This is a genomic window from Aeromonas sp. Marseille-Q5825 (genome assembly GCF_946892685.1).
GTDB lineage: Bacteria > Pseudomonadota > Gammaproteobacteria > Enterobacterales > Aeromonadaceae > Aeromonas > Aeromonas rivipollensis.
In genome coordinates this window covers 403,058-429,959 of the sequence record NZ_CAMPOU010000003.1, presented here as the reverse complement: position 1 = coordinate 429,959, position 26,902 = coordinate 403,058, and the positions used below count along the sequence as shown (strand labels likewise).

General features: G+C 58.2%; 25 protein-coding genes, 2 tRNA genes and 1 pseudogene. 18 read left to right on the top strand and 10 right to left on the bottom strand.

The features are described from left to right. The first annotated feature begins 139 nt into the window (after window positions 1-139). Window positions 140-1,132, top strand: a complete 993-nt coding sequence (locus OC537_RS10230) for an NAD-dependent epimerase/dehydratase family protein (RefSeq protein WP_262110964.1) — start codon at window positions 140-142, stop codon at window positions 1,130-1,132. Between the two features lie 71 nt (window positions 1,133-1,203). On the opposite strand, the gene OC537_RS10225 is transcribed toward OC537_RS10230, so the two are convergent. The 4 genes from OC537_RS10225 to cydD form a co-directional block, all read right to left on the bottom strand. Further along, window positions 1,204-1,590: a DUF488 domain-containing protein gene (locus OC537_RS10225; RefSeq protein WP_262110963.1), complete on the bottom strand. Its 387-nt coding sequence runs from the start codon at window positions 1,588-1,590 to the stop codon at window positions 1,204-1,206. 9 nt (window positions 1,591-1,599) lie between these two features. After that, window positions 1,600-1,971 (bottom strand): Rcs stress response system protein RcsF, encoded by a 372-nt coding sequence (rcsF, locus tag OC537_RS10220; protein WP_005325859.1) that lies wholly within the window; start codon window positions 1,969-1,971, stop codon window positions 1,600-1,602. A 156-nt stretch (window positions 1,972-2,127) separates the two neighbouring features. Further along, window positions 2,128-3,873, bottom strand: a complete 1,746-nt coding sequence (gene cydC, locus OC537_RS10215; RefSeq protein WP_262110962.1) for a heme ABC transporter ATP-binding protein/permease CydC — start codon at window positions 3,871-3,873, stop codon at window positions 2,128-2,130. Then, window positions 3,866-5,635 (bottom strand): heme ABC transporter permease/ATP-binding protein CydD, encoded by a 1,770-nt coding sequence (cydD, locus tag OC537_RS10210; protein ID WP_262110961.1) that lies wholly within the window; start codon window positions 5,633-5,635, stop codon window positions 3,866-3,868. Before cydD ends, cydC begins: the two co-directional genes overlap by 8 nt. 201 nt (window positions 5,636-5,836) lie before the next feature. Between cydD and OC537_RS10205 the strand changes: the two genes are divergently transcribed. Beyond that, window positions 5,837-5,910: transfer RNA gene (locus OC537_RS10205), tRNA-Gly, on the top strand. Window positions 5,911-6,014: 104 nt separating this feature from the next. After that, window positions 6,015-6,089: transfer RNA gene (locus OC537_RS10200), tRNA-Gly, on the top strand. Window positions 6,090-6,210: 121 nt separating this feature from the next. On the opposite strand, the gene arcA is transcribed toward OC537_RS10200, so the two are convergent. Beyond that, on the bottom strand, window positions 6,211-6,930 hold the full coding sequence (gene arcA, locus OC537_RS10195; RefSeq protein ID WP_010673581.1) for a two-component system response regulator ArcA: 720 nt from the start codon (window positions 6,928-6,930) through the stop codon (window positions 6,211-6,213). Between the two features lie 385 nt (window positions 6,931-7,315). Here arcA and OC537_RS10190 point away from each other — a divergent pair, with 385 nt between their 5' ends. Continuing rightward, a complete protein-coding gene (locus OC537_RS10190) occupies window positions 7,316-7,714 on the top strand; it encodes a DUF3293 domain-containing protein (RefSeq protein WP_262110960.1) in 399 nt (132 codons plus the stop codon). Window positions 7,715-7,829: 115 nt separating this feature from the next. Further along, entirely contained in the window at window positions 7,830-8,309 is a 480-nt protein-coding gene (locus OC537_RS10185; RefSeq protein WP_262110959.1) for a putative 4-hydroxy-4-methyl-2-oxoglutarate aldolase, read from the top strand. A gap of 4 nt (window positions 8,310-8,313) precedes the next feature. On the opposite strand, the gene OC537_RS10180 is transcribed toward OC537_RS10185, so the two are convergent. Then, entirely contained in the window at window positions 8,314-8,790 is a 477-nt protein-coding gene (locus tag OC537_RS10180; protein ID WP_111910040.1) for a hypothetical protein, read from the bottom strand. Between the two features lie 167 nt (window positions 8,791-8,957). On the opposite strand from OC537_RS10180, the gene OC537_RS10175 reads away from it, so the two are divergent. After that, the gene (locus OC537_RS10175) at window positions 8,958-9,347 is read left to right on the top strand and encodes an META domain-containing protein (RefSeq protein ID WP_111910041.1); all 390 of its coding nucleotides are present in this window, start codon (window positions 8,958-8,960) and stop codon (window positions 9,345-9,347) included. 83 nt (window positions 9,348-9,430) lie between these two features. Here OC537_RS10175 and aceK read toward each other — a convergent pair whose 3' ends face one another. Further along, window positions 9,431-11,158, bottom strand: a complete 1,728-nt coding sequence (aceK, locus tag OC537_RS10170) for a bifunctional isocitrate dehydrogenase kinase/phosphatase (RefSeq protein WP_111910042.1) — start codon at window positions 11,156-11,158, stop codon at window positions 9,431-9,433. Between the two features lie 194 nt (window positions 11,159-11,352). Between aceK and OC537_RS10165 the strand changes: the two genes are divergently transcribed. The 6 genes from OC537_RS10165 to OC537_RS10140 all read left to right on the top strand — a co-directional run bounded on the left by OC537_RS10165 (window position 11,353) and on the right by OC537_RS10140 (window position 18,641). Continuing rightward, window positions 11,353-12,042, top strand: coding sequence for a tRNA/rRNA methyltransferase (locus OC537_RS10165; RefSeq protein ID WP_168234623.1), 690 nt, complete (start codon window positions 11,353-11,355; stop codon window positions 12,040-12,042). A 260-nt stretch (window positions 12,043-12,302) separates the two neighbouring features. Beyond that, the gene (gene thrA, locus OC537_RS10160) at window positions 12,303-14,762 is read left to right on the top strand and encodes a bifunctional aspartate kinase/homoserine dehydrogenase I (RefSeq protein WP_139745240.1); all 2,460 of its coding nucleotides are present in this window, start codon (window positions 12,303-12,305) and stop codon (window positions 14,760-14,762) included. 40 nt (window positions 14,763-14,802) lie between these two features. Further along, window positions 14,803-15,771 (top strand): homoserine kinase, encoded by a 969-nt coding sequence (thrB, locus tag OC537_RS10155; RefSeq protein ID WP_262111074.1) that lies wholly within the window; start codon window positions 14,803-14,805, stop codon window positions 15,769-15,771. Further along, entirely contained in the window at window positions 15,768-17,042 is a 1,275-nt protein-coding gene (gene thrC / locus OC537_RS10150) for a threonine synthase (protein WP_262110958.1), read from the top strand. Before thrB ends, thrC (OC537_RS10150) begins: the two co-directional genes overlap by 4 nt. Window positions 17,043-17,160: 118 nt before the next feature. Continuing rightward, window positions 17,161-17,562 (top strand): YybH family protein, encoded by a 402-nt coding sequence (locus tag OC537_RS10145; RefSeq protein ID WP_262110957.1) that lies wholly within the window; start codon window positions 17,161-17,163, stop codon window positions 17,560-17,562. Window positions 17,563-17,690: 128 nt separating this feature from the next. Then, window positions 17,691-18,641, top strand: a complete 951-nt coding sequence (locus tag OC537_RS10140; RefSeq protein WP_262110956.1) for a transposase — start codon at window positions 17,691-17,693, stop codon at window positions 18,639-18,641. Window positions 18,642-18,790: 149 nt separating this feature from the next. Here the strand turns inward: OC537_RS10140 and OC537_RS10135 are convergent, their stop codons facing one another. Next, window positions 18,791-18,976 (bottom strand): hypothetical protein, encoded by a 186-nt coding sequence (locus tag OC537_RS10135; protein ID WP_262110955.1) that lies wholly within the window; start codon window positions 18,974-18,976, stop codon window positions 18,791-18,793. A gap of 559 nt (window positions 18,977-19,535) precedes the next feature. On the opposite strand from OC537_RS10135, the pseudogene OC537_RS10130 reads away from it, so the two are divergent. The 4 genes and pseudogenes from OC537_RS10130 to OC537_RS10115 all read left to right on the top strand — a co-directional run. After that, window positions 19,536-19,790, top strand: a pseudogene (locus OC537_RS10130) (homoserine kinase); the annotation flags it as partial. Then, on the top strand, window positions 19,787-21,061 hold the full coding sequence (thrC, locus tag OC537_RS10125; protein WP_262110954.1) for a threonine synthase: 1,275 nt from the start codon (window positions 19,787-19,789) through the stop codon (window positions 21,059-21,061). The pseudogene OC537_RS10130 and the gene thrC (OC537_RS10125), both read left to right, overlap by 4 nt. Before the next feature lie 116 nt (window positions 21,062-21,177). Then, window positions 21,178-21,603 carry a YybH family protein gene (locus tag OC537_RS10120; protein ID WP_262110953.1) on the top strand — a complete coding sequence of 142 codons (426 nt, stop codon included), beginning with the start codon at window positions 21,178-21,180 and terminating at the stop codon, window positions 21,601-21,603. A 401-nt stretch (window positions 21,604-22,004) separates the two neighbouring features. Further along, a complete protein-coding gene (locus OC537_RS10115; RefSeq protein WP_244073210.1) occupies window positions 22,005-22,271 on the top strand; it encodes a hypothetical protein in 267 nt (88 codons plus the stop codon). A 179-nt stretch (window positions 22,272-22,450) separates the two neighbouring features. On the opposite strand, the gene OC537_RS10110 is transcribed toward OC537_RS10115, so the two are convergent. Together OC537_RS10110 and OC537_RS10105 are read right to left on the bottom strand one after the other, a co-directional pair. Then, window positions 22,451-24,544, bottom strand: a complete 2,094-nt coding sequence (locus OC537_RS10110; RefSeq protein WP_262111073.1) for a DEAD/DEAH box helicase — start codon at window positions 24,542-24,544, stop codon at window positions 22,451-22,453. After that, on the bottom strand, window positions 24,537-25,466 hold the full coding sequence (locus OC537_RS10105; RefSeq protein ID WP_262110952.1) for a DUF1837 domain-containing protein: 930 nt from the start codon (window positions 25,464-25,466) through the stop codon (window positions 24,537-24,539). The genes OC537_RS10110 and OC537_RS10105 overlap by 8 nt, the downstream gene beginning before the upstream one ends. 467 nt (window positions 25,467-25,933) lie before the next feature. Here OC537_RS10105 and OC537_RS10100 point away from each other — a divergent pair, with 467 nt between their 5' ends. Continuing rightward, the gene (locus OC537_RS10100) at window positions 25,934-26,272 is read left to right on the top strand and encodes a hypothetical protein (protein WP_410050473.1); all 339 of its coding nucleotides are present in this window, start codon (window positions 25,934-25,936) and stop codon (window positions 26,270-26,272) included. A 363-nt stretch (window positions 26,273-26,635) separates the two neighbouring features. Continuing rightward, window positions 26,636-26,899: a DUF2282 domain-containing protein gene (locus OC537_RS10095; RefSeq protein ID WP_025327732.1), complete on the top strand. Its 264-nt coding sequence runs from the start codon at window positions 26,636-26,638 to the stop codon at window positions 26,897-26,899. The last annotated feature ends 3 nt before the right edge of the window (window positions 26,900-26,902 follow it).

Here is a 26,902-nt window from a genome sequence, read left to right as displayed (position 1 = left end):
GGGAGCCCTTGCCGCCCGCTGTGATCCCGGTCGCAGTGCGCGGCATCTGAGGCTGTGCCCTGGGGCCAACTTGCGTAGGGTGGGGGGAGGAAAGGGATTGGCCGGGGTCATGGCACAGCGGCGCACAGGAGAGACAGGGATGAAACTGCTTATTATCGGCGGCACCGGGTTTTTGGGCCGCCACCTCACCTCGCTGGCCCTGGATTGGGGTCATGAGGTGACGCTGTTCAATCGGGGTCACCGTCAGCACCCTGACTGGCGCGAGCTGACCCAGCTGCAGGGGGACAGGGATCAGAACCTGGATCCCTTGCTGGGGGAGGGACTGCACTGGGAGCTGGCCATAGACACCTGCTGCTATGACCCAGCGCAGGCGGCCAGCCTCTCGGCGGCCCTGCTCGGGCGCTGCGAGCGGCTCATCTTCATCTCCACCATCAGCGTCTATCGTGACTTCGCCCGTCCCGAGATGGACGAGTCGGCGCCTCTGCACGAAGTGGCCCCCGGCGAGTCAGCCAGTGACTACGGTCCGCTCAAGGTATTGTGCGAGGCCGAGTATCGGGCCCGCTGGGGGGAGCGGCTCTGCATACTGCGCCCCGGTGTGCTGTGCGGCCCCTTCGACCCGACCGGCCGCCTGGCCTGGTGGGTGCAACGGGTGCAACAAGGAGGATCCTGGCTGTTGCCGGGGGAGGGGCAGGACAGGCTGCAATACCTGGATGTGCGCGATTGCGCCGAGTTCGTGCTGCGGGCCGCCGAACAGCGGCTGGAGGGCTGCTTCAACCTCGTCAAGCCCGGCATCTTGCTGGTGGACTGGGTGGAGCGTCTGGCGGCCCGCCTGATACCGGCCTCCCCCCTGCAACCGGAGTGGACCCCCTGGCCCGCCCTGATCGCGGCCGGGGTCGAACCCTGGCAGAGTTATCCCACGCTGTTGCCCAACACCCAGACCGAGTTTGCCGGCTATGGCAGCATCAGCGCCGAGGCCGCCATCGTTCATGGCCTGAACTTCCGGCCGCTGGAGGAGACGGTGGCCGATCTGGTGGCGTGGCTGGCGAGCAACGAGCAGACGCCCCTGGCTGGCATGACCCTGGCCGAGGAGGCGGCGTTGCGGCAGCGGCTGCGGGAGTTCTCGCCGTCATAGGTCGGCAGGGGGAGCGCAGAGGCAAACGAGAGAGGGCACCCCGGGGTGCCCTCTCTCGTTTTTCCCTGGCGTCAGCGTAGCAGCGCGCCGCAGCCGACCAGCAGCTCTTTCAAGATGCTGCGATGACAGCGGGACTCCTGCTCGCAATAGCAACCCACCGACAGCTGGGTGTGGTGGGAGAGGGCGGCCAGCAGCGCCAGATCGTGCCTCGCGGCCGGGGCCGCCATCTCGGCCTTGTACTGCTTGCAGAAGGCGGCCCACTGGGCCGGGGTCTCGGCGGCCTGGCCCAGCTTCATGGTTTCGGGACTGGGGGCCAGGTTGGGGAACCAGACGTCGTACCAATCCTGGCTGGCAAAATCGCTCTTGGGCACGCCGCGAGGCGGACGGCGCACTGTGCCGATGCGCAAGCCTTCACCCTCGAGACGGGGGCTGCCGAGGCGTACTATGGCGAGGGCCATGCCGAGACCTTACTTCTCTTCGGCCACTTTCAGCGCCTGGCCGTAGCAGATCACCTGCTTCAGGCAGCCAGGCACGTCGCTGAATTCGGCGCACTTGTCGAAGCTGACGCCGTTGCCGCCCATGTCGGCCACGCGGCGGCGAGCCAGGGTGCGTGCCTCACCGGCATTGGGCACCGCCTGGTTGGCGTCGGCCTGGCAGGATTCGCCCTCGACTGTGCCGAGGTAGAGGTAGTTGAGGTCGGCGAGCTGGTTTTGCTCATAGATCCGGACGCCGCCCGGCTTGAAATACTCGTCGAAGTTTTCCTTGTCCAGATTGCTGTTGAAGGCGAAGTCGGCACAACCGGAGGCAATCAGGGGCATCATCAGGATCAGGCGTTTCATGTCGAGGTCTTGTTGAACAGTGAGGGGGCCATTATAGGGGTCAGTCGCTGCCTGCGACCAGCCCCATTTTTCGCCCGGGAGGCGAGGTGTGACGGGGATCTTGGCACTATCCACAAGACAAGGGGCACATCAGTGCCCCTTGTTCATTTGCTTTCATCAGGCGGGAGCCAGCCGCTGGTGCAGGCTGCGGTAGTAGTCATCTTCCAGCAGCGCCCGGTGCGGGGCGCAGAGGCGGATCTTGCCCTCTTCCATCAGGGCCACCCTGTCCATCTGTTCCAGCCCCAGCAGGCGGTGGGAGATGAGCAGCAGGGAGCGCTCTGCCCCCAGCTTGAGCAGCAGGGCCATGATCTCCCGCTCGGTCTGGCTGTCGAGGCCTTCGGTCGGCTCATCCAGCAGCCAGAGCGGGGCGTCGTGCAGCAGGGCGCGGGCGATGCCGATGCGGCGGCGCTCCCCGCCGGAGAGGGGACGGCCGCCATCCCCGAGCCAGGCGTCCAGCCCGCTCTCGGCCTCTTCATCCTCGCCTGCCAGCAGGGTGGTGAGACCCACCTGGGTGAGGACTTCGGTCAGCCGCTCGTCGCTGGCGTCGGGGGCGGCCAGCTTGAGGTTGCCTCGCAGGGTATCGGCAAACAGATGCACCCGCTGGCTCACCACTGAGCAGGAGGCGCGCAGGGCCCCTTCGCCATACTGGGTCAGCGGCTTGCCATCCAGCAGTATCTCGCCGGTCTGGGCCGTCCACTCCCGGGTCAGCAGCCCCATCAGGGTGGACTTGCCACACCCTGTCTGCCCCAGCAGCGCCAGCTTCTCGCCGGGGTTCAGTTGCAGGGTGCAGCCTCGCAGCACGGGGCCGTCCTGGCCCGGGTAGGCGAAGTGGAGATCCCGTATCTGCAAGGCGCCTTGAGTCGCGGGCGCTTGCTCCTCTCCCCACTCTGGCGCCTTGGCCTCTTGCAGTATCTCGTTGAGACGACGGGCCGAGGTGAGGCTGGTTGAGAGGTGCTGGAAGGCACCCGCCAGGGGCAGCAGCGCCTCGAAGCTCGCCAGGGTGGCGAACACCATGAGCGCCGTGATGGGGTCCGGGGTGCCACCGCCGACGCCGTGACCGGCGAGCCACAGCATCAGGGTCAGGGTCCAGCCGCTGAGCAGCTGGACCGAGAAGCTGGCGAGGCCGCTCACCCTGGCCATGCGGGCCTGGGCCTGGATCAGGGCCTGCTCGGCCTGTTGCAGCTCGGCCAGCGCCTTGGGGGCGGCGGCGAACATCTGCAGCTCGGCATGGCCGTCCAGGTAATCCACCATGCGGGTGCGCATGGTGGATTTTTCGGCGATGAGTCGACGACCGGGGGCCCGACCGGCGAAATAGAACACCAGCGGCAGGGCCAGCATGCCGAAGAGCAATATGGCCCCCAGGGTCAGCGCCAGGCGGCTGTCGAAGAAGGAGAGGAAGAACACCAGCCCGGCGCAGCTGAGCAGGGCCGCTCCTATGGGGGTGACGAGGCGCAGGTAGACGTGATCCATGGCGTCGATGTCGGCCACCAGACGGTTGAGCAGATCCGCCTGACGAAAACCGGCCAGGGTGCCGGGGGAGAGGGGGGAGAGTCGTTGCCAGAACCAGACTCGCAACCTGGTGAGCACCCGGAAGGTGGCGTCGTGGCTCACCACTCGCTCACCCCAGCGGCTGGCGGTGCGCACTATGGAGAAGAAGCGCACCCCGCCGGCCGGGGTCATGTAGTTGAAGGTGTCCCGGCTGGCGACCGCCAGCCCCGCCACGGCGGCGGCAGAGAGGAACCAGCCTGATAAAGAGAGCAGCCCCATCCCGGCCACCAGGGTGACCAGGGCCAGCAGCAGGCCGAGGGAGAGGCTGAGCCAGTGCTGGCGGTAGAGACGCAGGAACGGCAGTAGATCAGTCATCGAGAGAATCCCCTGAACGTTGGGATAGCAGACGGGCGAAGGGCCCCTGTGCCTGGCAGAGTTGTGCGAAGTGGCCTTGCTCCACCAGCTGGCCGCGCTCCAGCACCAGTATGTTGTCCATCTGGCTGAGCTGGTCGAGGCGGTGAGTGATCATCAGCAGGGTCTGGCCCACTGCTGCCTGTTCGAGTGTGCTCATGATGGCGCGCTCGGAGTGGCGATCCAGGCTGGCAGTGGGTTCATCCAGCACCATCAATTGGGTGGACTTGAGCAGAGTGCGGGCCAGTGCGAGGCGCTGGGCCTGACCGACGGAGAGGCCACCGGCCTGATCCCCGACCGGGTAGTCGAACCCCTTTTCTTTGGCAAATTCCCAGGCCTGGGCCCGCACCAGGGCCGCTTCCAGCTCGGCATCGCTGGCCGTGGGCCTGGCCAGCAGCAGGTTGTCTCTCAGGGAAGCGTGGAACAGCTGGGGGTTCTGGGAGAGCCAGCCCAGTTGCAGCCGCCACTGGCTCATGTCCAGCTCGGCGAGCTCCTGGCCGTTGACGCAGAGCGAACCGCGATAGGGGGCAAAGCCGAGCAGGGCGTTGACCAGCGAGCTCTTGCCCGCCCCGCTGATCCCGACCAGCGCAGTGCGCGTGCCTGCCTCAAGGGTGAAATCGATGGGGCCGACCAGCACCTTGCCCTCGGCGCTCAGCACCTCCAGGGCGCGGGCCTCCACCCTGATGGGGCCATCGGCCTGGAAGGGGGCACTCCCTGAGGCCGGTTCGCTGACCTCGGCCTCGAGAAACTCCAGCAACTGCTCGGCGGCGCCAATGGCCTGCGCCTTGGCGTGGTAGTGGGCGCCGAGTTCCCGCAGCGGCGCGTAAAACTCGGGAGCGAGAAACAGCACGAACAGGCCGGTAAAGAGCGTCACCTTGACGCCATAGTTGCCGAAGTTGAGGTGATCTATGTAGGAGAAGCCGAAGTAGACCGCCACCAGGGCCACCGCGATGGCGGCGAAGAATTCCAGCACGGCCGTGCTCAGGAAGGCGAGCCGCAGCACCTCCATGGTGCGCTCCCGAAAATCTTCCGAGGCGTCGCGAATGGCCTCACCCTCCGCCTGGGTGCGCATGAAGAGCTGCAGGGTACGCAAGCCCTTGAGGCGATCGAGGAAGTGGCCGGAAAGCCGTGCCAGGGACTGGAAGTTGCGGCGGTTGGCATCGGCGGCGCCGACACCCACCAGGATCATGAAGAGCGGGATGAGGGGCGCTGTGCCGAGCAAGATGATGCCGGCGGCCCAGTTGACCGGGAACACGGCCACCAGGATCACCAGGGGGATGAAGACGGCTATGGCCATCTGGGGCAGATAGCGGGAGAAGAACTCCTGCATGTCTTCGATCTGCTCGAGCAGCAGGCTGGCCCAGCTGCCGGCGGGGCGGCGCTGGATATAGGCAGGGCCGAGGCGGGCGAGGCGGGTGAGCACCAGCTCGCGGATGGCCTGGCGCACCGCACTGCCCGCCTTGAAGCTCGTCACCTCACGGCCATAGGCCAGCGCGGCCTTGGTCAGGGTCACCAGCAGCAGGGCAATAAAGAGGGGAATGGACTGCTCGGGCGTGGTGCCCTCTATGATGAAGCCGTGGAGCAGGGTGGCCAGCAGCCAGGCCTGCATCACCATCAGTATGCCCTGACCCATGCCCAGACCAATGGAAAGGCCGATCCAGCGCCGGCCATGGCCCGATTGTTTGCGCAACCAGCCATAGAGATGTTTCTGCTTGTTCTTGTCCATTACCACCCTCCTCGGTCGAGTGGCGCAAGACTATCGTCGCCCCCACGGCTTGGCAACCTCGCAGATCCGGGAGTGTGAACGTCTTTGTTTGAAAAAGCAGCTCCATGCTCAATAGTTGGTCGAACAGCTTGATTTATGGCAAAAAACACGAAGGCGGTGATTGCGCTCGTCGGCAAAATGCATATAGTAGAGGCCACTGACGCGGGTGTAGTTCAATGGTAGAACGGTAGCTTCCCAAGCTGCATACGTGGGTTCGATTCCCATCACCCGCTCCACATTCTGATACCCGGTACCTGTCCCGTCTTGTTGCTGCCTCCTTCTGGCACGTCTCTTCAGACGCCGATTCCATGCCTTGTATCTACTGCGTTCTTGATGCCTTGCGGGCATCGTATAATGGCTATTACCTCAGCCTTCCAAGCTGATGATGCGGGTTCGATTCCCGCTGCCCGCTCCAGCTTTCATGCAAAAAGCCCACTCGACTGAGTGGGCTTTTTGTTTTGGCGGGCTCGCGCGGTGGCGCCCGCCACAAACAGAAGAGGCGCCCACAGGCGCCTCTCGCTTCACCGGGCAGGGGGTTATTCCTGCTCCAGCTCGCCACAGAAGCGGTAGCCTTCGCCATGAATGGTGGCGATGATTTCCGGGGTATCGCCCACGCTCTCGAAGTGCTTGCGAATGCGGCGTATGGTGACATCCACTGTACGGTCGTGGGGCTTGAGCTCACGGCCTGTCATCTTCTTGAGCAGCTCGGCACGGGTCTGGATCTGACCCGGGTTCTCGCAGAAGTGCAGCATGGCGCGGAACTCGGAGCGGGGCAGCTTGAACATGTCGCCCGCCGGGCTGACCAGGGCACGGCTGTTGATGTCCAGCGCCCAGCCATTGAACAGGTAACGCTCCACCAGCTTCTTCTCTTCGCCACCGGCGGCCACGTTCATGGTGCGGCTCAGCAGGTTGCGGGCACGAATGGTCAGCTCGCGGGGGTTGAACGGCTTGGTGATGTAGTCATCGGCGCCAATCTCCAGCCCCAGGATCTTGTCCACTTCGTTGTCACGGCCGGTCAGGAACATCAGGGCTATGTTGTCATCTTCACGCAGCTCGCGTGCCAGCAGCAGGCCATTCTTGCCTGGCAGGTTGATGTCCATGATCACCAGGTTGATGGTGTGGCTGGTCAGGGCTTGATGCATCTCGTCGCCATTGTTGGCTTCCAGCACTATGTAGCCTTCGGCCTCGAAGATGCTCTTGAGGGTGTTGCGGGTGACCAGCTCGTCTTCGACGATCAGAATATGTGGTGTTTGCATGAGTATTCCCAGATTCTTATCAGTTAATTATCGAAATTTTAACACTCTTTGGCGTTATCCGACCGGTCCTGAAAATTTATTACGTCATCCTGGGTATGAATATCAGGTCGAATCATCGCGAATTTGGTATCTATGTTGGCAAACATCCCTGTGCCGCACATAGGCTCTCAACAAGTCTGATCGAGAGAAGCCTGGAAGGGTAGTCCATTACAAAAGTTGCTGCATTTTATCAGTTAACAGGCGCATAACAACACTCTTTGCCGTCAGATAGCAACTTTTTAACTCAGGTTTGATATAAGTCAATCCCGAGGTTCGCTGCATCATACTTGGGCTGGCCCGCTTTTTCGCCCTTAAGAAATGTAATGGGATGCAACATGTGGTTGACATGACTTTGTGGGAAAACTACAGAAATGTGTGTTTTATTGCCCCCTTCGGCCCGCCCCCCTGGCCTGCCTACGCCATCGTCACGGCATGGAATCCGGCCAGCCGGTGGGTGGGGATGCGCCGCAATGCCCGGCGTCAACGTGCCTTGTCACGCCAGCTTGCCGATGCCCTGGTGATGGGGCCCGTGTGGGGCAGCGATCCAGATGAGTGCTGGCAGGAGGCATCCCTGCTGCTGCGTCTCCCTCGGGCCGAAGCCATGCGGCTGGCCGCCCGCTTCGGGCAGAACGCCCTCTACTGGGTGGAGGAGGGGGAACTCTGGCTGGTGCCCGTCCTGCTGAAGGGGGCGCCATGCCACCTTGGCAAGCTGGCGTCCCGCTGGACTCTCAGATCCTCTGCATGATGAGAGGCTGAACGGGCCACACCATACGGGGATAGCTGCTGTTCGCTGGATTGTCAGCCTGTCCACATGATGAAAGAATGAGCGGACTCATTCACTCCATGGAAGGATGCTGACAATGCTGGATCTACTGCCCGACCTTTGCGATCAACATGGCGATGCCCTGCAGGTGGCAGAGCCGCTGTTTCACGACTATGGCGGCAAGCCGCTGTTTTACGGCCAGGCGGTCACCCTCTCCTGCTTCGAGGACAACAGCCTGGTGCGCGAACTGGTTAACCGTCCAGGTCATGGCAAGGTGATGGTGATCGATGGGGGCGGCTCCCTGCGCCGGGCGCTGCTGGGGGACCAGCTGGCCATCAAGGCGGTGGAGCAGGGATGGGAAGGGATCCTTATCCACGGCGCCGTGCGGGATCTGGGTACCCTGGCGACGCTGGCGTTGGGGATCAAGGCGCTGGCGGCCTGTCCGATCAAGACCGAGAAACGCGGACAAGGGGAACTGGATGTGGTGCTGTCGTTTGCCGGGGTCAGCATAGCGCCAGGGGATTATGTCTACGCCGATCTCAATGGCGTGCTGGTCAGTGGCGCCAGGCTCCTCTGATCCCTCAGAAGTTGAAACCTACCCCCAGGGTGAGGAAGTGCTCTGTGCTGAAGGCACTGAGGCCGTAGTTGGCCGTGATGGCCAACTGCGGCGTCACCAGCAGGCTGCTGTTGAGCTCCACCAGGGTGCTGGCCTTGCTCACTTCCAGCTGTTTGAGCTGGCTGCCGATGTTGAGCGAGGGGGAGAGGCGGTAGCGCACCCCCGAGCTGATATTGAAACCGGCCTGTTCGCTGCGCCGGCCCACTGCGGGCCCGGCCTCCATGTAGAGGCTGATGTCATCCTCTACCGGATACTGGTAACCGGTGTTGATGAGCCAGATATCGAAATTGTCGCCGGTATGGGTCTGGTTGCCGAGCAATACGCCGGAATAGCTTTTCACGTAGAGCTGGCTGTCTGATTCGGTCTGGAGAAAACTCCAGTCGGCAGCCTGGGCCGAAAAGGCGAGGCTTGATGCGAGTGCGATGACGAGAGACTTGACCATTCGTTTCCCCTCCCTGGGTCCGAACAGGACTACAAGCATGGCACATGCCAGCAGGGAGTAAAGGGAACCCCGATCACAATAAAAGAGTTTTAATCGACGCCAGAGTCGTGCTAAACAAGCCCCCTCACTCTGTGTCTTCACGACTTTCTCCATCACGAGGTGCACTCATGAACAAGAAACTGACCCTGCTGGCCGCGCTGGCCCTGGGAGGCTGCGCCATGGCAACGGGTTCCACCCTGGCAGAGCTGCAAGCATCTACCTGGCAGTTGCAAGGGGCGAGCGGTGATACCTTCACCCTGCAGGTCGCCGGTGACAAGGTGGCGGGCAAGGGCGGCTGCAACCGCTATTTTGGCGGCATCACCCAGCAGGGCGACGGCGTATTGACGCTGGGCGCCATGGGCTCGACGCGCATGATGTGCGCAGGGGATCTGGCCGGCAAGGAGATGAACTACCTGCAGACGCTGGAGAAGGTGGCGAGCTTCCAGATAAGCGGCAAACAGCTGGTGCTGAAGGATGCCGGCAAGGCCACGCTGCTGACCTTCGATGCGGTGAAATAAGCGGGCTTGTCGTCAGGGGCTGTCGCAGCCTGACGCCAGAAAAAGGGACGCCACGGCGTCCCTTTTTGCTGCTTCAACCGGGCTCATCCTCCCCGTTGAAAACGAAAGCGCTTCTTGCGCCTGTAGGGATAGACATCCTCGAACACCCCCTCCTTGATGTTGCCCTGCAGCATCTTCCAGTAGTTGGCATCGAACAGCTCCTTGTGCACCTGCATCATGATCTCCCGCACCTGGGGCTTTTGCAGCAGGAAGGTGGCGAACTCCTCGGGGAAGATGTCGTTCGGGGCCACCGAATACCAGGGCTCGGCGCTCCACTCGTCCTCCGGGTAGCGCGGCGGCGGGATCTGGCGAAAGTTGCACTCCGTCATGTAGCAGATCTCGTCGTAGTCATAGAAGACCACCCGGCCGTGGCGGGTCACGCCGAAGTTCTTGAACAGCATGTCACCCGGGAATATGTTGGCCGCCGCCAGTTGCCGGATAGCGTTGCCGTACTCCTCCAGAGCGAGCCGGGTCTGCTGCTCGTCCGCCTGATCCAGATAGAGGTTCAGCGGGATCATCTTGCGCTCTGTGTAGAGGTGCTTGATCACCAGCTTGTCGGCTGTGATGGTGAGGGCAGAGGGCGCCACCGACTTGAGCTCAGCCAGGAGCTCGGGGGAGATGCGGTCCAGGGGAAACTCGAAGTTGGTGAACTCCTGGGTGTCGGCCATGCGGCCCACCCTGTCGTGCTGTTTCACCAGCCGGTATTTCGCCTTCACCTGCTCGTGGCTCACATCCTTGGGCGGGGTGAACTCGTCTTTGATCACCTTGAACACCACATCGTAGGAGGGGAGGGTGAACACGCTCATCACCATCCCCTTGATGCCGGGGGCGATGACGAACTGCTCCCGGCTCTGGGCCAGGTGCTGCTGGTAGTGGCGATAGAGCTCTGTCTTGCCGTGCTTCTGGCAGCCGATGGCGTTGTAGATCTCGTAGTCTGGCTTGCGGGGCATGATCTGGCGCAGGAAGAGCACGAACAGGGCCGGCACAGGGGCATAGACCATGAAGTAGGCGCGGGCGAAGCCGAATACGATGGAGGCCAGCTCCGGCTCGAAGATGACGGTGTCCACATAGATGCTCTGGCCCGTGCTGAGCAGGGGCAGGATGAAGGGATGCACCTCGCCTTTAACCCGAATGAGCCCCACCAGATAGGCCCCCTTGTTGCGGTAGAACACCTCCTTGAGCAGCTCGATGGCGAACGGCTCCTCGTGCAGTATGGCCGGGCCGCTCTCCGCCAGATGGCGGTGAATGTCGATGATGTCGCGCTGCTTGTCCTCAAAGGGCAGGGTGAAGCTGTAATCCCCGAGCAGCTGGCTCAGTGTCTGGGGCAGGTGGGCAAGGTCGGTGCGATAGACCCGCAGCAGAGCGCTCAGATCCGGGTGCTCACCCCGGCTGCGAAAGGGGTGGATGTAGAGGTTCTCGTCGCGGATGTTGCGATGGCGGAAGATCCGGCGATAGACGGAGTTGAAGAAGGACTCCGCCACCTCGAAGTTCTCACAGCGGGGCAGCAGATCGCTGAAGGCTCCCTTCACCTGCTTGAGCAGGGCCTGGGTCGGCAACTGCTCCCCCATCATCTGCTTGATGAGGGCCGTGGTGGCGCCGACGTGATGATCATAGAGGCGAATGCGCTCGCGCCCGGCGAGCTGCACCCCCAACCAGTCGCTGTTCTCGAAGCGGCTCTTGCTGCCCTGGGTTATCTCGAGAAAGCGGCTGTAAAACGATTCGAAACGCTGCAAGATCGTCTCGGCGACCGCCTGTTCCAATGGCTGCTGCATCTCTCTCTTCCTTGTGATGTATCGGGCCCATGGCGTCTGTGCCGGTAGGTCGGGGGCCCACTCGTCCGGCCACTATGGCAACATCCAAACATCTGTTCAAGTGGCAATGTTCGGGGATAAACGGTAGATTGCGCCCCTGTTTTGCCGGCGGTTTGCTGCAATTCGCGGCGTCGGCCCTGTTCAGGAGAAACCCGATGAAACTCTATTTTGTACTGGTTGCCCCCGCTCGCGCGGCGAACGTGGGTGCGGCCGCCCGCGCCATGAAAACCATGGGCTTCGACGCCATGCGACTGGTGGGGAGCCGGGTACACGAAGAGGAGGAGGCGAGCTGGGTCGCCCATGGCGCCCAGGAGATCCTGGCCGAGGCAGAAGCCTTCGACACCCTGGAAGCGGCCCTGGCCGACATGGATCTGGTGGTTGCCACCACGGCCCGCCAGCGTGGCCGCTATCAGCACTACCTCACCCCGGCCGAGATCCGCGATCAGATCCGCGCCAAGCCTTCCCTTGGGAAGGTGGCCATCGTCTTTGGTTGCGAGGAGTCGGGTCTCTCCAACGAGCAGCTTGCCCAGGTGGATCTCATTAGCTACCTGCCCCTCAAGGTGAGTTATCCCTCTTTGAATCTGGGGCAGGCGATCATGCTGTATGCCTACGAGATGAGTCCCCTGCTGGACGAGCCCCAGGCGGTAGCAGAAAATTTTGATGGTGCCGGGCAGGTTCGCGTACTCAAATCAAAAACAGCAGAATTACTTGGTGAACTCGGAGTTTCTCAGGATGAAAAACTGCATCAATGGGTGATGGACCGAGTGCCCATGCTGCCGCAGCGGGATCTGAATATGCTGCATCTGCTCTGCAAAGACCTTGCGCGCCGATTTGGGCGTGAGTAGCAAAGAGGTTTAGGTTGACAGCCCAAGGTCCGGCAAGGTATTGCTAACAACCAGTTTCGTTCAAGAGTGTTCGTCATGCAGCTATTCACCAACATCACCACCACCATTATTACCGGTACCACCACAGGTGGCACTGGGGCCGGTTGATGCGCTGACGAACAAGCACAGAAATCTTAAAAGGCCCGTACCCACCCAGTACGGGCCTTTTTGTTGGATTGGTTTTTAGATTGAATTTCATAGATTTACAGGGAGAGAAAGCGATGAGAGTGTTGAAATTTGGCGGGTCGTCACTGGCCGACGCAGAGCGTTTCTTACGGGTCGCCGATATTGCGGTGAACACCCACGGCCAATCCCAGGTTGCCCTGGTGCTGTCGGCACCGGCCAAGGTGACCAACCACCTGGTCGCCCTGGTGGAGCAGACCAGTCGCGGCATGGATGCAAGCGCCACCCTGTTCGAGATCAACGGCATCTTCTCCCGTCTGCTGGCGGGCTTGAAGGCGGCCTACCCGGCGCTGGATGACAAGGCGCTGCAGTCTCGTCTCACCAATGAGCTGGATCAGGTCGAGCGCCTGATGCAGGGCATCCGCCTGCTGGGCCTCTGCCCGGACAACGTCCAGGCCCGCATCCTGAGCCGGGGGGAAAACCTCTCCATCGCCTTCATGCACGAGCTGCTGCGGGTCCGTGGCCTCGAACTGGATCTCATAGTGCCGGAGCAGTTGCTGGTGACCGACGGCGGTTATCTGGAAGCCCATGTGGACATCGAGGCCTCCCGCCTGCGCTTTGCCGCCAAGGGGCTGCGCACCGATTGTCTCTACCTGATGCCGGGCTTCACCGGTGGCAGCGACAAGGGTGAGACTGTGCTGCTGGGCCGTAACGGCTCTGATTACAGTGCAGCCGTCTTGGCCGCCTGCGTGGACGCCGAGTGCTGCGAGATCTGGACAGACGTGGAAGGTTGCTACAACTGCGACCCGCGCCTGGTGCCGGATGCCTACCTGCTCAAAACCCTCTCCTATAAAGAGGCGATGGAGCTCTCCTATTTCGGCGCCAAGGTGCTGCACCCGAAAACCATAGCCCCCGTGGCCCAGTTCCACATTCCCTGCCTCATCAAGAACAGCTTCAACCCGCAAGGGCCGGGCACCCTGATCGGGGTCGATCAGGGGGATGATGACCTGAAAGTGAAGGCCATCTCCGATCTCTCCGGCATGTGCATGTTCAACGTCTCCGGCCCCGGCATGAAGGGCATGGTGGGCATGGCCGGTCGCATCTTCTCCGCCGTCTCCCGCGCCGGTGTCAGCATAGTGTTGATCACCCAGTCATCCTCCGAATACAGCGTCAGCTTCTGTATCCACAGCTATGACAGCGACAAGACCCGCAAGGTGCTGGAGCGCGAGTTCGAGCTGGAATTCAAGAACCAACTGCTGGATCCGCTGGAGATCATGAGCGATCTCGCCATCATCTCCCTGATCGGGGATGGCATGCGCACCAGCAAGGGGATGGCGGCCCGTTTCTTCACCTCCCTGGCCCAGGCCTCCATCAACATAGTCGCCATCGCCCAGGGCTCGAGCGAGCGCTCCATCTCTGCGGTGGTGCGGGATCGCAAGGTGGCGGAAGCCATCAAGGCGTGCCACCAGAACTTCTTCGGCAGCCAGCAGTTCATCGATCTCTTCGTGGTCGGTGTGGGCGGCGTCGGTGCGGCCCTGGTGGATCAGATTGCCCGCCAGCAGCCGGTGCTCGCCGAGCAGGGCACTGGCCTGCGGGTAGTCGGCATCGCCAACAGCCGCCAGATGGCGGTCAACAAGGATGGGCTGAGCCTCGCCAACTGGCGTGAGCAGCTGGTGGAAGCCCGTGACAGCTTCAGCCTGGAAGCGGTGAAGAAGCTGGTGGAAGAGAGCCACCTCATCAACCCGGTGATCGTCGATTGCACCTCGAGCGAGGCGGTCGCCGTTCAGTATGCTGACTTCCTGGCCGCCGGTTTCCACGTGGTCACTCCGAACAAGAAGGCCAACACAGGGTCGCTGGATTACTACAAGGCGCTGCGCCGCACCGCCCGCCAGACTCGCCGCAAGTTCCTCTACGAGACCAACGTGGGCGCGGGCCTGCCGGTCATCGAGAACCTGCAGAACCTCATCAAGGCCGGTGACAAGCTGCGCGCCTTCGACGGCGTCCTGTCCGGGTCGCTCTCCTTTATCTTCGGCAAGCTGGATGAGGGGATGGCTTTCTCCGACGCAACCAAGATTGCCCGTGGCAACGGCTTCACCGAGCCGGATCCTCGCGACGATCTGAACGGCATGGATGTGGCTCGCAAGCTGCTGATCCTGGCCCGCGAGGCCGGCATGGCGCTGGAGCTTTCCGATGTGGAAGTGGAGCAGGCGCTGCCCCCTGGCTTTGATGTGAGCGGCGATGTGGAATCCTTTATGGCTCGTCTGCCCGAGGCCGATGGCTGGTTCCGCGATCAGTTCGCCCTGGCTCAGAGCGAGGGCAAGGTGCTGCGCTACGTGGGCTCCATCGAAGGAGGCAAGTGTAAGGTCGCCATCAAGGCGGTCGGTGCCGATGAGCCCCTGTTCAAGGTGAAAGACGGAGAGAACGCGCTCGCCTTCTTCTCCACCTATTACCAGCCCATCCCCCTGGTGCTGCGCGGCTATGGCGCAGGGACCGAAGTGACTGCCGCCGGCGTCTTCGCCGACGTGCTGCGCACCCAGAACTGGAAGCAGGAGCTGTAACATGAGTTCAGCGATGAACCCCGATTTTGAACAAGATGCCATGGTGCAGGGCGGCAGCGTGGTCGCCTATGCCCCGGCCTCCAGCGCCAACCTGAGCGTGGGATTCGATGTCCTGGGGGCGGCGCTCGCCCCCGTGGATGGCTCCCTGCTGGGGGATCGCGTCCAGGTAAAGGCTGCCGATGTGGCGTTTGCCCTCTCCTCCGTGGGCCGCTATGCCCACAAACTGCCGGATGATCCCAAGAAGAACATCCTCTATGACTGCTGGCTTGCCTATGGGGAGGCGCTGGAGAAGCGCGGCATCAAACTCAAGCCGCTGGCGATGGTGCTGGAGAAGAACCTGCCGGTGGGCTCGGGTCTGGGATCGAGCGCCTGCAGCGTGGTGGCGGCACTGGAAGGGCTCAACGCCTTCCACGGTGAGCCGCTTGATGAGCACGATATGCTGCTGCTGATGGGAGAGATGGAAGGCAAGATTTCCGGCTCGGTTCACTACGACAACGTGGCCCCCTGCTATCTGGGGGGCATGCAGCTGGTGCTCGAAGAGCACGGCGTCATCAGCCAGGGTATTCCGGTGTTCGAGCAGTGGTACTGGGTGGTCTGCTACCCGGGCACTGTGGTCTCCACCGCCGCCGCCCGCGCCATACTGCCGGCCCAATATCGCCGTCAGGATTGCCTCACCTACGGCCGCCGCTTGGCTGCCTTTGTCCACGCCAGCTACACCGGGCAAGAAGGGCTGGCCGCCAGCGTGCTCAAAGACGTGATTGCCGAACCCTACCGCGCGGCGCTTATCGAAGGTTTCAACGAGGTGCGGGCCCAGGCGGCCCAGAACGGGGCGCTGGCCACCGGCATCTCCGGCTCAGGTCCCAGCGTCTTCGTGGTGATGAAGGATCTGGCCCAGGCCGAGCGGATGAAGGATTGGATGGACGCACATTTTGTGCAGAACGAAGATGGATTTGCCCGGGTCTGCAAACTGGACATGGCCGGGGCACGGGTAACAGGAAGCGAGCTATGAATCTTTACAATATCAAGGACAAGAGTGAACAGGTCAGCTTCGCCCAGGCGGTGCGCCAAGGCCTTGGCCGCGAGCAGGGGCTCTTTTTCCCCGAAACCATCGCGCCCCTGGCCGAGGTGGATGCCCTGCTGGACTTGCCGCTGGCCGAGCGCTCCGCTCGCATCATCAGCCACCTGCTGGGGGACGAAGTGCCCGCGGCCAAGGTCAGCGAGCTTATCGATGCCGCCTTCACCTTCCCGGCGCCCCTGGTGAAGCTGAAAGACGGCACCTATGCCCTGGAGCTGTTCCACGGCCCGACCCTGGCGTTCAAGGACTTCGGTGGCCGCTTTATGGCCCAGTGTCTGGCGACCTTCCGCACCAACGACAAGATCACCATACTCACCGCTACCTCCGGTGATACCGGCGCCGCAGTGGCCCACGCCTTCTATGGCCTGGAGGGGATCGAGGTGGTCATTCTCTATCCCAAGGGCAAGATAAGCCCCTTGCAGGAGGCGCTGTTCTGCACCCTGGGTGGCAATATCCGCACCATCGCCATCGACGGCGACTTCGATGCCTGTCAGGCGCTGGTCAAAGATGCCTTCGATGACGAAGGGCTCAAGACCGCCATCGGCCTCAACTCCGCCAACTCCATCAACATCAGCCGCCTGCTGGCCCAGGTTTGCTACTACTTCGAGGCGCTGGCCCAGCTGCCCAAAGCCGACCGCGTCAAGGCGGTCATCAGCGTACCGTCCGGCAACTTCGGCAACCTCACCGCAGGCCTGATTGCCAAGGCGCTGGGGCTGCCGGTGAAGCGCTTTATCGCCGCCACCAACGCCAACGACACAGTGCCGCGCTACCTCACAACCGGTCAGTGGGAGCCGCACCAGACGGTCGCGACCCTCTCCAACGCCATGGATGTGAGCCGCCCCAACAACTGGCCGCGGGTGGAAGAGCTGTGCCGCCGGGAAGGCTGGGAGCTGGAGACCTTGGGGTCCGGCATGCGCAGCGATGCCGAGACTCGCGATGCGTTGCAGCGCCTGCACCAGCTCGATTACCTCTGCGAGCCCCACGGCGCCATCGCCTGGGATCTGCTGAATGAGCAGCTCGCCGAGGACGAGGTCGGGGTCTTCCTGTGCACCGCCCATCCCGCCAAGTTCAAGGAATCGGTGGACGAGATCCTGGGGTTGGATGTGCCGCTGCCGGGCCCGCTCGCCAAGCACGCCGCCCTGCCGCTGCTCTCCCACAACCTGCCCGCAGACTTTGGCCGCCTCAAAGCCTTCCTGCTCGGTTAAGCACTGATGAAAAAATGAAAATCCCCCGCCTTTTTGCAAAGAGCGGGGGATTTTATATTTCCGGCATAGGGGCGGGAAACCTCGCCCTGGATGATCCCCCTGAAAAAAGGAGCACGGTATGAGCCAGCATCCCCTTCGCACATTGATCGAGACCTGTGACGCCGCCATCTCCCGGCGCGACTTCGATGCCCTGATGGCTTTCTATGCCGAGGACGCCGCCCTGGTGGTCAAACCCGGCATGGTGGCGCGCGGCATCCCCGCCATTCGCCGCGCCTTCGGGGCCATCTCCGATTATTTTCAGGGCCAACTCCAGGTCACCCAAGGCGCCATGGAGGTGATAGAGGGGGCCGACAACGCCCTGGTGATCATGGAGACCCGGCTGCGTTATCCCGACGGGCAAGGCGGCCTGGTGGATGAGACTCGACGCGCCACCTATGTGTTTCGCAAAGAGAGCGATGGCCAGTGGCGCTGCACCATAGACAACTCCTACGGCACTGCGCTGCTGGGTATGGTTGAGTAACCGCCGAATCACTGTTCTCGCCAGTTTCTGACGGAGTAAGTCGGGAGGAGTAAGTCGGGACACCCACCTTTTTGACAGCGGTTTAGTCGTGTACTTGGCTTGAGAGGTCACATCTCAGGGGGTGAGCCATGACCATTGCCCGTTCACGTCAAATCAGCCTGCAAGATACGCCTTACTACCATGTGGTCAGCCGCTGCGTGCGGCGAGCTTTTCTGTGCGGGGAAGATGCCCATTCTGGTCAGAGTTACGAGCATCGTCGCCAATGGGTGGTCGACAAGCTGGGCCAACTGTCGCGACTGTTTGCCATCGGTATTTGCGCTTATGCGGTGATGAACAACCACTATCACCTGGTGCTCAAGGTTGAGCCCGACACCGCAGCAAGTTGGAGTGAGCGGGAGGTGGCCGAACGTTGGGCGGCGCTGTTCCAGTGGCCGCTATTGGTGCGGCGCTGGTATCAGGGGGAATCCCTGATTGAGCCCGAACGGACTATGGTGCAACAACTGATAGGGCAGTGGCGGGAGCGGCTTCATTCCATCAGCTGGTTTGTGCGGCTGCTCAATGAAAACCTGGCACGGCAGGCGAATCGGGAAGATAGCTGCAAGGGCCATTTCTGGGAAGGGCGCTTCAAGAGTCAGGCTCTGCTCACAGAATCAGCCCTGCTGGCCTGCATGGCCTACGTTGATCTCAACCCGATACGGGCGGCATTGGCGGACCGACCTGAGGAGAGCGATTACACCAGCATCAAGCAACGCTTTGAGGGAGAGCAACCAGACGCGCCATTGCCACCTTTGTTGCTGCCATTCGCAAGCCAAGCCCAACCGGAGGGCCTGCCTTATGCCTTTACCGATTATCTAATGCTGGTGGATTGGACAGGTCGCGCGATAAGAGCTGACAAGCGGGGTTATATTCCTGCTCACCTGGCTCCCATTCTGGCGCGATTGGGCCTTGATGGTGCCCGTTGGTTGAAACAAGTGACACTGTTCAGGCGCCAGGGCGTCAGAGTGGTGGGTGACAAAGAGCACTGTCAGCAGTTTGCCTGGCACTGCGGCCAGCGACGATGCCATCAGCCACCTTGTTAATCCGTTAGATCCCGTTTTCCCCCCTTGGCATTTGTTTGGTGTCAGGCATTACCACGTCTGAACATGCGGCTTGCCAAGTAAAAATCGCTTGCTTGCCCGATCTCTAGCGGGTTCTTGGAGGAGCTGTGTGTGATGAGAGTGATAGCCAGCTAAGCAATGGCTGGCTCAAAAAGGTGGGTGTCCTTGGTTTTGCTTGGTTTTGCTTGGTTTTGGGCCTTGATGGTGCCCGTTGGTTGAAACAAGTGACACTGTTCAGGCGCCAGGGCATCAGAGTGGTGGGTGACAAAGACCATTGCCAGCAGTTTGCCTAGCACTGCGGCCAGCGACGATGCCATCAACCACCTTGTTAATCCGTTAGATCCCGTGTTACTCCCCTTGGCATTTGTTTGGTGTTAGGCATTACCACGTCTGAACTCGCGGCCCGCCAAGTAAAAATCGCTTGCTTGCCCGATCTCTCGCGGGTTCTTGGGGGAGCTGTGTGTGATGAGAGAGATAGCCAGCTAAGGAATGGCTGGCTCAGAAAGGTGGGTGTCCCAGGTTTTGGCTCCCATTCTGGCGCGATTGGGCCTTGATGGTGCCCGTTGGTTGAAACAAGTGACACTGTTCAGGCGTCAGGGCATCAGAGTGGTGGGTGACAAAGACCATTGCCAGCAGTTTGCCTGGCACTGCGGCCAGCGACGATGCCATCAACCACCTTGTTAATCCGTTAGATCCTGTTTTACCCCCCCCTTGGCATTTGTCTGATGTCAGGCATTACCACGTCTGAACACGCGGCCCGACAAGTAAAAATCGCTTGCTTGCCCGATCTCTAGCGGGTTCTTGGAGGAGCTGTGTGTGATGAGAGTGATAGCCAGCTAAGCAATGGCTGGCTCAAAAAGGTGGGTGTCCCAGGTTTTAATTGCCGAACCCTACCGCGCGGCGCTTATCGAAGGCTTCAACGAGGTGCGGGCCCAGGCGGCTCAGAACGGGGCCCTGGCCACCGGCATCTCGGGCTCGGGTCCCAGCGTCTTCGTGGTGATGAAGGATCTGGCCCAGGCCGAGCGCATGAAGGATTGGATGGATGCACATTTCGTGCAAAACGAAGATGGATTTGCCCGGGTCTGCAAACTGGACATGGCCGGGGCACGGGTAACAGGAAGCGAGCTATGAATCTTTACAATATCAAGGACAAGAGTGAACAGGTCAGCTTCGCCCAGGCGGTGCGTCAGGGTCTGGGCCGCGAGCAGGGGCTCTTCTTCCCCGAGGTGATTGCGCCCCTGGCCGAGGTGGATGCCCTGCTGGACTTGCCGCTGGCCGAGCGCTCCGCTCGCATCATCAGCCATCTGCTGGGGGACGAAGTGCCCTTGCCTAAGGTCAGCGAGCTGATCGACGCAGCCTTCACCTTCCCGGCGCCCCTGGTGAAGCTCAAAGACGGCACCTATGCTCTCGAGCTGTTCCACGGCCCGACCCTGGCGTTCAAGGACTTCGGTGGCCGCTTTATGGCCCAGTGTCTGGCGACTTTCAGGACCAACGACAAGATCACCATACTCACCGCCACCTCGGGTGACACAGGCGCCGCCGTGGCCCACGCCTTCTATGGCCTGGAGGGGATAGAAGTGGTGATCCTTTATCCCAAGGGCAAGATCAGCCCGCTGCAGGAGGCGCTGTTCTGCACCCTCGGCGGCAACATCCGCACCATCGCCATCGACGGCGACTTCGATGCCTGCCAGGCGCTGGTCAAGGATGCCTTCGATGACGAAGGGCTCAAGACCGCCATCGGCCTGAACTCCGCCAACTCCATCAACATCAGCCGATTGCTCGCGCAAGTTTGCTACTACTTCGAGGCGGTGGCCCAGCTGCCGCAATCCGAGCGCCATAAGGCGGTCATCAGCGTGCCGTCCGGCAACTTCGGTAACCTGACCGCGGGCCTGATTGCCAAGGCGCTGGGGCTGCCGGTGAAGCGCTTTATCGCCGCCACCAACGCCAACGACACAGTGCCGCGCTACTTGAAAACCGGCAGCTGGGAGCCGCACCAGACGGTCGCGACCCTGTCCAACGCCATGGATGTGAGCCGCCCCAACAACTGGCCGCGAGTGGAAGAGCTGTGCCGCCGTGAAGGCTGGGCGCTGGAGACCTTGGGCTCTGGCATGCGCAGCGATGCCGAGACTCGTGATGCGTTGCAGCGCCTGCATCAGCTCGATTACCTGTGCGAGCCCCACGGCGCCATCGCCTGGGATCTGCTGAACGAGCAGCTCGCCGAGGACGAAGTGGGGGTCTTCCTCTGCACCGCCCATCCTGCCAAGTTCAAGGAGTCGGTGGACGAGATCCTGGGGCTGGATGTGCCGCTGCCGGGCCCGCTTGCCAAGCACGCCGCCCTGCCGCTGCTCTCCCACAACCTGCCCGCAGACTTTGGCCGCCTCAAGGCCTTCCTGCTCGGTTAAGCACCCATGAAAAATGAAAATCCCCCGCCTTTTTGCAAAGAACGGGGGATTTTTTATTTCCGGCATAGGGCGGGGAATCCAGCCCTGGATGATCACCCTGAAACAAGGAGTACGGTATGAGTCAGCATCCCCTTCGCACATTGATCGAGACCTGTGACGCCGCCATCTCCCGGCGCGACTTCGATGCCCTGATGGCTTTCTACGCCGAGGACGCCGCCCTGGTGGTGAAACCCGGCATGGTGGCGCGCGGCATCCCCGCCATCCGCCGCGCCTTCACCGCCATCTCCGATCACTTTGACGGCCAGCTTGAGGTGACCCAGGGGGCCATGGAGGTGATAGAGGGGGCCGACAACGCCCTGGTGATCATGGAGACCCGGCTGCGCTACCCGGACGGCGAGGGTGGCTGGATCAACGAGAACCGCCGCGCCACCTATGTGTTTCGCAAGGAAGCGGATAGGCAGTGGCGCTGCACCATAGACAACTCCTATGGGACTGCGTTGCTGGAGGCGCTGCGGCCCGGCGACCAGCCTGCTACCGACTAGCAGAGTGCCATGGGATCCGCGCAACCAAGACCAAGTATCCAAGCCGGGCAACCTTAGCCGCACACAGGGCGTCGCTCTGCCCGGGAGGGGGGCATCACAGCGGAGCTCCCGGCGCAACTCCCCGTTTTGGTTGTACCTCACAACCTGCGGGTGAAAGGCGCGCTGATAGTGATTGCTGCGACTTTTTTACGCATCTGGTTTGCACTCTTGTCGTTATGCTCGCCCTTGGTAGCACAACCCTGTCGGCGGGTCATTTCCGGCCCCCCGTGGCCCATTGACCCGGCCTGCCGTGGCTGCTAATCAGGGGGCTGCTTGACACCCTTCATGGACGAGCAGGGCAGCAGATGCCTCGAAGGCGCGGCTGATCGACAACAACACCACAGTGCAGGGAGCAAACCATCATGTGGCCGTACCGAAAAATAGTGACCCAGTCCCTCAAGACCCCCCTGATGATCGCCAGGATCATCTTCTACTTCGCCTTGCTCATGCTGTTGCCGCTGCCATTTATGGTGTCCGCAGACACCGTACTGGCAGAAATCGGGCGCACTTATTACGCCCTGTTCTCATTGCCCATCGCCATGGTGCTGATGCTGATATCGAGCCTGATGGCCATCCTGATCGCCATGGTGGAGTCGCGAAACCAGCAGCCACCCCAGGGGCGGTGGTAAGAGGGCCCTCGCTTTGCGAGCCATCCAATAAAAAAACCATCCCGTGCGGGATGGTTTTTTTATTAATGATATCAATACGGAGTGGCTCAGTGCCCATTGTGTTCTCTGAGTTGCTTTTTGTGAGAACGACTATGGGACTTGCTCATAAAGGAAAGCACCTGAATTTTTTCATTGTTTTGTTATTTAGGATGAGATATCCCATCGAAGAAGTGCCTTAATATATATAAATCAAATGAGTCAAGGTTATGTGTTTTGTTTGAGATTTGCTCTAAGCCTATATAATTTAATTGAGCTAATACATCGTGTATAGGTGTGCTTATATCTTCCAAATCAATAATACCAGAACTATGAATCTTCTTAGATATCATTCTAGGTAGTCCATATTCCTCTAAAATATATACATTTGGGGGAAGGAATGCATGCGAAAGATTGGCTACGAATGAAGAGATATCAACCCCATGCTTAGGGTATAACTCTTGGTATATTATATTTACTTCATTTAGTAAAGATGATAATTTAAAGCTGGCTTTTCGCTCATAGTCAAAAAACTCATCAATACTTATGTCATGATCACTTAATTCATCTAAGAGTTGATGGAAGTCAAAAGCCCAGTTATTTGCAATGACTTTGATGAACTCTACGAATTTCTTATATGGGGCTCCGATATAGCCAGGTATGATCTCAATAACTTTATATAAAGATCTATCCCATTGTTCAGGATGCTTACTATTAAGATATCCTAAGCCATTGAAATTTTGTGGTGAATCAGACAGCGCCCTCGTCACACTTAATACAACTGATGTATCACTATCAGTAAAGACATTATCACTTTGTATTCTTTTAAATGACTCTTCTCCTAATATATCAGCCATTTCCTCTCTATATTCAATTATTTTTGCAATCTGTTCAGGGGTTAACTTTTGTGATATTGAATCATCTAGGCTTGCTGCTAATTCATCTGAAAATTCCAGCTCTAAAGTATTTTCTTGTTCCTTTGGTGGCTCCTCTAATAGATAAATGTTACCTATGAAATGGCGAAACATCCTACCACCTCTACCTATTATATTTTTATATGTAAAGTCGGTTAATTTAGGTTGGCCATTTTTATTTTTCCATAAAACGACATTCTCGGCAGATGTGTTTACTCCTTCTATTATTGAAGATGTTGAAAGTAACATCTCTAAACCATTATCTTCTTCGAATAATTTAACTTGTATTTGGCTAAGAGATCTATGCAGTTGACCATTATGAACACCGCAACCTCTTTTTACTAAGCTGGTTAGACTCCAGTTTCTACTATAGTTTTTGGTAAGCCAAGATGAAAAATCGCTTAATAGTTTGCTGCATGAGCTATCAACTGAGTCAATAATAAGATTTGATACTTCACCTATACTTGAGTAAGTACCAGCATAAATTAGAGTTTTTCCAGATGACTCAGATATTATTTTTAAAAGGGCATCGCTTTTTGAAAACTTTTTGTTTTGTATATCTTTATATAGATCATGTTTTTCGAGAAAAACAGTGTTGAAATCTAAACTAATAAAATCCATACCATCGGTAAAAATATTATCCCTTAAATGTTTGATGTTTGGCGCTAAAAAATAGCGTTGCTTCGCTATTTTACTTAGGTTAATGATGGCTCTAAGTAATGATGATGAACGTTCTTTATCATGCTTTTTACTTGCTTTATAAAACTCATCTATGATCAATATATCGATACTTTCAATTGTATTGATATAACTGAAGACTCTTTCTTGTGGAAATATAAAAATATTTTTATCTGCTAGTTGAACATCTGTTGTTGTAATTATTTTGTATTCTTTAGAAAACTTCCGATGCATCCTTCTGCGTGTTTCATCAGTTAATGCAATTGTTGGTACAATGACAACAACATTTTTGGGTTTTCTTATTGCAATAAATGAATCGACAACAAAGCTTTTCCCAAAACTAGTTGGTGCGCTTACAGCGATACTGTTGCCGTTTATTAGTTTCTTAAGTAATAGTGATTGCTCTCTATGTAAAGTTGCACTTGAACCACCTATATCTACTTTAAATGATTCGTAAATAAATTTCTCTTGCCAAGACGCCTGGTCTAATTGTAAATAGGGGTATAGGCCTACACTTCGAATAAAGTGATTTAATGGGGCAGGGAATTGTTTATTTGTTTTTTTTAATTCTGCAAGTAATTTTATTACTTGATTCCTCGCTTCATCAATATCTCCAGTATTGATTAGATCATTGATTTTATGCAGTGCGTCAAAATTATCAATCATCACTGGCAGCCTCCTTGTAACGTATTACATCACCTACAAATCTATCGACTATTTTAGCTTTACCTGGTACTGGGAATAATATTAAATGGAAAGTTACCGACTCATAAAGGTGAATGGATGATAATTGTTTTATATGCTTTTTAAAATATGAGGTCGCTCGTTCTATATGATAGCTTATAATGTTTTCTTTATATTCATGACTTAGAGAAGAGTAAGAAGAAGTTATCTTACATTCATGAAGCAATAGGATCGGCACATGAAGTCTTGGCTTTATGTTATCAATCGAAGCCCTATTGCTGAGCGCGAGTTTTATCTCATTACATAAAGCATCATCTGTAATTAAATTATTGATATCACTTACATTAGTGATTATAGAGTTTTCACGCTTTAGTTTATCAGTGCTCAATGAATTCCCAACTGATTTTACAATATCACCTAACCTTGAGTCACTAATGTCATTAAAAAATTTGGCTTCACCAAACCAAATGGTAAAGTTATTGTTACTATCAATAACTAGATGAACACTATCTGCACCTTTAGCATTATCTTGAGAATTTTGTTTGTAGAATATTTTTGGTACTACTGGTAATGCACCATAATGATGTTTCATTATGCCATATAGTACAATCTCGGCTAATTCGCTTCCTTTGCCAATGTCACTATCAGAGTCAGTAAGTCGTAGGCTTCGTGCTGCTTCTACCAGTTTTGTATGAGACTGATCCACCAAGCACTCTCTTTCAGAAAAAGACAATGATGTCTCTGCAATATTATCCCAGATAAAACTATGAAATTTACTATGCCGCCATCTACCATCTTGGTAATCATTAATTAGAGATAAAACTTTTTTATTTTTAATTGGTTCCAAGTCGTCATCCAAGTATAAATTTATAAAATCATCTTCAACGACAACATCAAATTCCATAGTAGCTCTCTTCATATTAAGGGTTAAGTGTAAATTTAATGTAAATTTGTTTCCATAGGATTGTCATCAGCTTATATGGATGCTACCGCCCCTGGATTACAGCTTCCAATGCGCTCCATTAACCAGCGGGCGGGGCCCGGATGGTGCTATAGGCGCCGAATGACCAGCATATGCCCAAGCCTCATACGCAAACCAGTCAGAAAGTGACGCAACTATCAGGAAGATTTGCGTTTTTTGCGCCAGCTCAACAATCGCAGAGGCTGAGCGGGGAGGAAGGGGCGGGATGTGGGATGGCGTATTCGGCGAGCCGGTGCGCTTTTTGTTGTCACGGGGCGGGGGGACTATAGTGCAGCGAGGCGAGAGTGCCTCGTTTGGCCCGCGTGAGTGGGGGCTAACCACAATGGATAGAGAAGGGAGTTGGTCATATGAAGCGGATCCTGATGGTGTTGAGTCTGTGTGTGACGGTAATGGGCATGGGAATGGGGGTGGCCCAGGGCGCAACCTCTGGCGCGCAGCAAGAGTGCGAAGCCCAGGCGGCGGCGAAGAAGCTGGCGGGCGCCGCCAAGACCAGCTTCGTGGGCAAGTGCGTCAAGGATGCCTCGGCCAACGGTAAGGCAGCCCAGTGTGAAAAAGCTGCCGCCGACAAGAAGCTGGCGGGGGCAGCCAAGAACAGCTTTATCCAGAAGTGCGTGAAGACGGATGCCGCCGCCGACAAGACGGCCCAGTGCGAGAAGGCTGCCGCCGACAAGAAGCTTGCCGGGGCGGCCAAGAACAGCTTCGTGCAAAAGTGCGTCAAGACCACCTGAGCCCTGGGGCCAGGGGTGAGCGAGCGCCTTGGGAAGGGGCTCGCCTAAGGGATAGAGAGGGGCCATGGGCCCCTCTCTTGTTGTGATGCCGGTGTGATGCCCAAGCAAGATGGACGTTATCCCGGCGCCCTCGGCAAGGGCGGCGCAAGGCTCCCCTGGTGAGGGAGAGCCGCGATGATTCACTTCGCCTTTTTTTGATTAAATTTATATCCCTTAAAAAACAATTGCTTGTTGGTATTTTGTTGGCTTTTTTTCAGGTTTTTTCATTTTTTGGGAAATCTTTTCTCCCCTGGGCCGGTTCTATTGGACGTAACCGGATGACATCCGCCGGAGACACCACTCTAGACAACAAGGAATATGGATATGAACGTGAAAAAGAGTACTGCCATCGCCTCTGCCATGACGGGTCTGCTGGCCCTGGGTGCCCAGTTCATCGCCGCGCCAGTCATGGCTGCGGACGACAAGGAGAAGTGCTACGGCGTGGTCAAGGCGGGCAAGAACGATTGCGCCACCAAGGGCGGCTCCTGCGCCGGTACCGCCAAGATGGATGCCCAGGGCGATGCCTTCGTGGTGATGCCCAAGGGCCTGTGCGAAAAACTGGCGGGCGGGTCGCTGCAACCCAAATAAGCC

Bases quoted from the DNA above. Each gene is read 5' to 3' on its own strand.
- OC537_RS10105 (WP_262110952.1), bottom strand. From the start codon at position 25,466: ATGGAATTTGATGTTGTCGTTGAAGATGATTTTATAAATTTATACTTG.
- OC537_RS10135 (WP_262110955.1), bottom strand. From the start codon at position 18,976: ATGGCATCGTCGCTGGCCGCAGTGCTAGGCAAACTGCTGGCAATGGTC.
- OC537_RS10180 (WP_111910040.1), bottom strand. From the start codon at position 8,790: ATGGTCAAGTCTCTCGTCATCGCACTCGCATCAAGCCTCGCCTTTTCG.
- thrB (WP_262111074.1), top strand. From the start codon at position 14,803: ATGGTGCAGGGCGGCAGCGTGGTCGCCTATGCCCCGGCCTCCAGCGCC.
- OC537_RS10185 (WP_262110959.1), top strand. From the start codon at position 7,830: ATGCTGGATCTACTGCCCGACCTTTGCGATCAACATGGCGATGCCCTG.
- OC537_RS10165 (WP_168234623.1), top strand. From the start codon at position 11,353: ATGAAACTCTATTTTGTACTGGTTGCCCCCGCTCGCGCGGCGAACGTG.
- OC537_RS10100 (WP_410050473.1), top strand. From the start codon at position 25,934: ATGGGCATGGGAATGGGGGTGGCCCAGGGCGCAACCTCTGGCGCGCAG.
- aceK (WP_111910042.1), bottom strand. From the start codon at position 11,158: ATGCAGCAGCCATTGGAACAGGCGGTCGCCGAGACGATCTTGCAGCGT.
- OC537_RS10110 (WP_262111073.1), bottom strand. From the start codon at position 24,544: ATGATTGATAATTTTGACGCACTGCATAAAATCAATGATCTAATCAAT.
- OC537_RS10225 (WP_262110963.1), bottom strand. From the start codon at position 1,590: ATGGCCCTCGCCATAGTACGCCTCGGCAGCCCCCGTCTCGAGGGTGAA.
- thrA (WP_139745240.1), top strand. From the start codon at position 12,303: ATGAGAGTGTTGAAATTTGGCGGGTCGTCACTGGCCGACGCAGAGCGT.
- thrC (WP_262110954.1), top strand. From the start codon at position 19,787: ATGAATCTTTACAATATCAAGGACAAGAGTGAACAGGTCAGCTTCGCC.
- OC537_RS10145 (WP_262110957.1), top strand. From the start codon at position 17,161: ATGAGCCAGCATCCCCTTCGCACATTGATCGAGACCTGTGACGCCGCC.
- cydC (WP_262110962.1), bottom strand. From the start codon at position 3,873: ATGACTGATCTACTGCCGTTCCTGCGTCTCTACCGCCAGCACTGGCTC.
- OC537_RS10095 (WP_025327732.1), top strand. From the start codon at position 26,636: ATGAACGTGAAAAAGAGTACTGCCATCGCCTCTGCCATGACGGGTCTG.
- thrC (WP_262110958.1), top strand. From the start codon at position 15,768: ATGAATCTTTACAATATCAAGGACAAGAGTGAACAGGTCAGCTTCGCC.
- OC537_RS10190 (WP_262110960.1), top strand. From the start codon at position 7,316: ATGACTTTGTGGGAAAACTACAGAAATGTGTGTTTTATTGCCCCCTTC.
- OC537_RS10230 (WP_262110964.1), top strand. From the start codon at position 140: ATGAAACTGCTTATTATCGGCGGCACCGGGTTTTTGGGCCGCCACCTC.
- OC537_RS10120 (WP_262110953.1), top strand. From the start codon at position 21,178: ATGAGTCAGCATCCCCTTCGCACATTGATCGAGACCTGTGACGCCGCC.
- cydD (WP_262110961.1), bottom strand. From the start codon at position 5,635: ATGGACAAGAACAAGCAGAAACATCTCTATGGCTGGTTGCGCAAACAA.
- OC537_RS10175 (WP_111910041.1), top strand. From the start codon at position 8,958: ATGAACAAGAAACTGACCCTGCTGGCCGCGCTGGCCCTGGGAGGCTGC.
- OC537_RS10140 (WP_262110956.1), top strand. From the start codon at position 17,691: ATGACCATTGCCCGTTCACGTCAAATCAGCCTGCAAGATACGCCTTAC.
- rcsF (WP_005325859.1), bottom strand. From the start codon at position 1,971: ATGAAACGCCTGATCCTGATGATGCCCCTGATTGCCTCCGGTTGTGCC.
- OC537_RS10115 (WP_244073210.1), top strand. From the start codon at position 22,005: ATGTGGCCGTACCGAAAAATAGTGACCCAGTCCCTCAAGACCCCCCTG.
- arcA (WP_010673581.1), bottom strand. From the start codon at position 6,930: ATGCAAACACCACATATTCTGATCGTCGAAGACGAGCTGGTCACCCGC.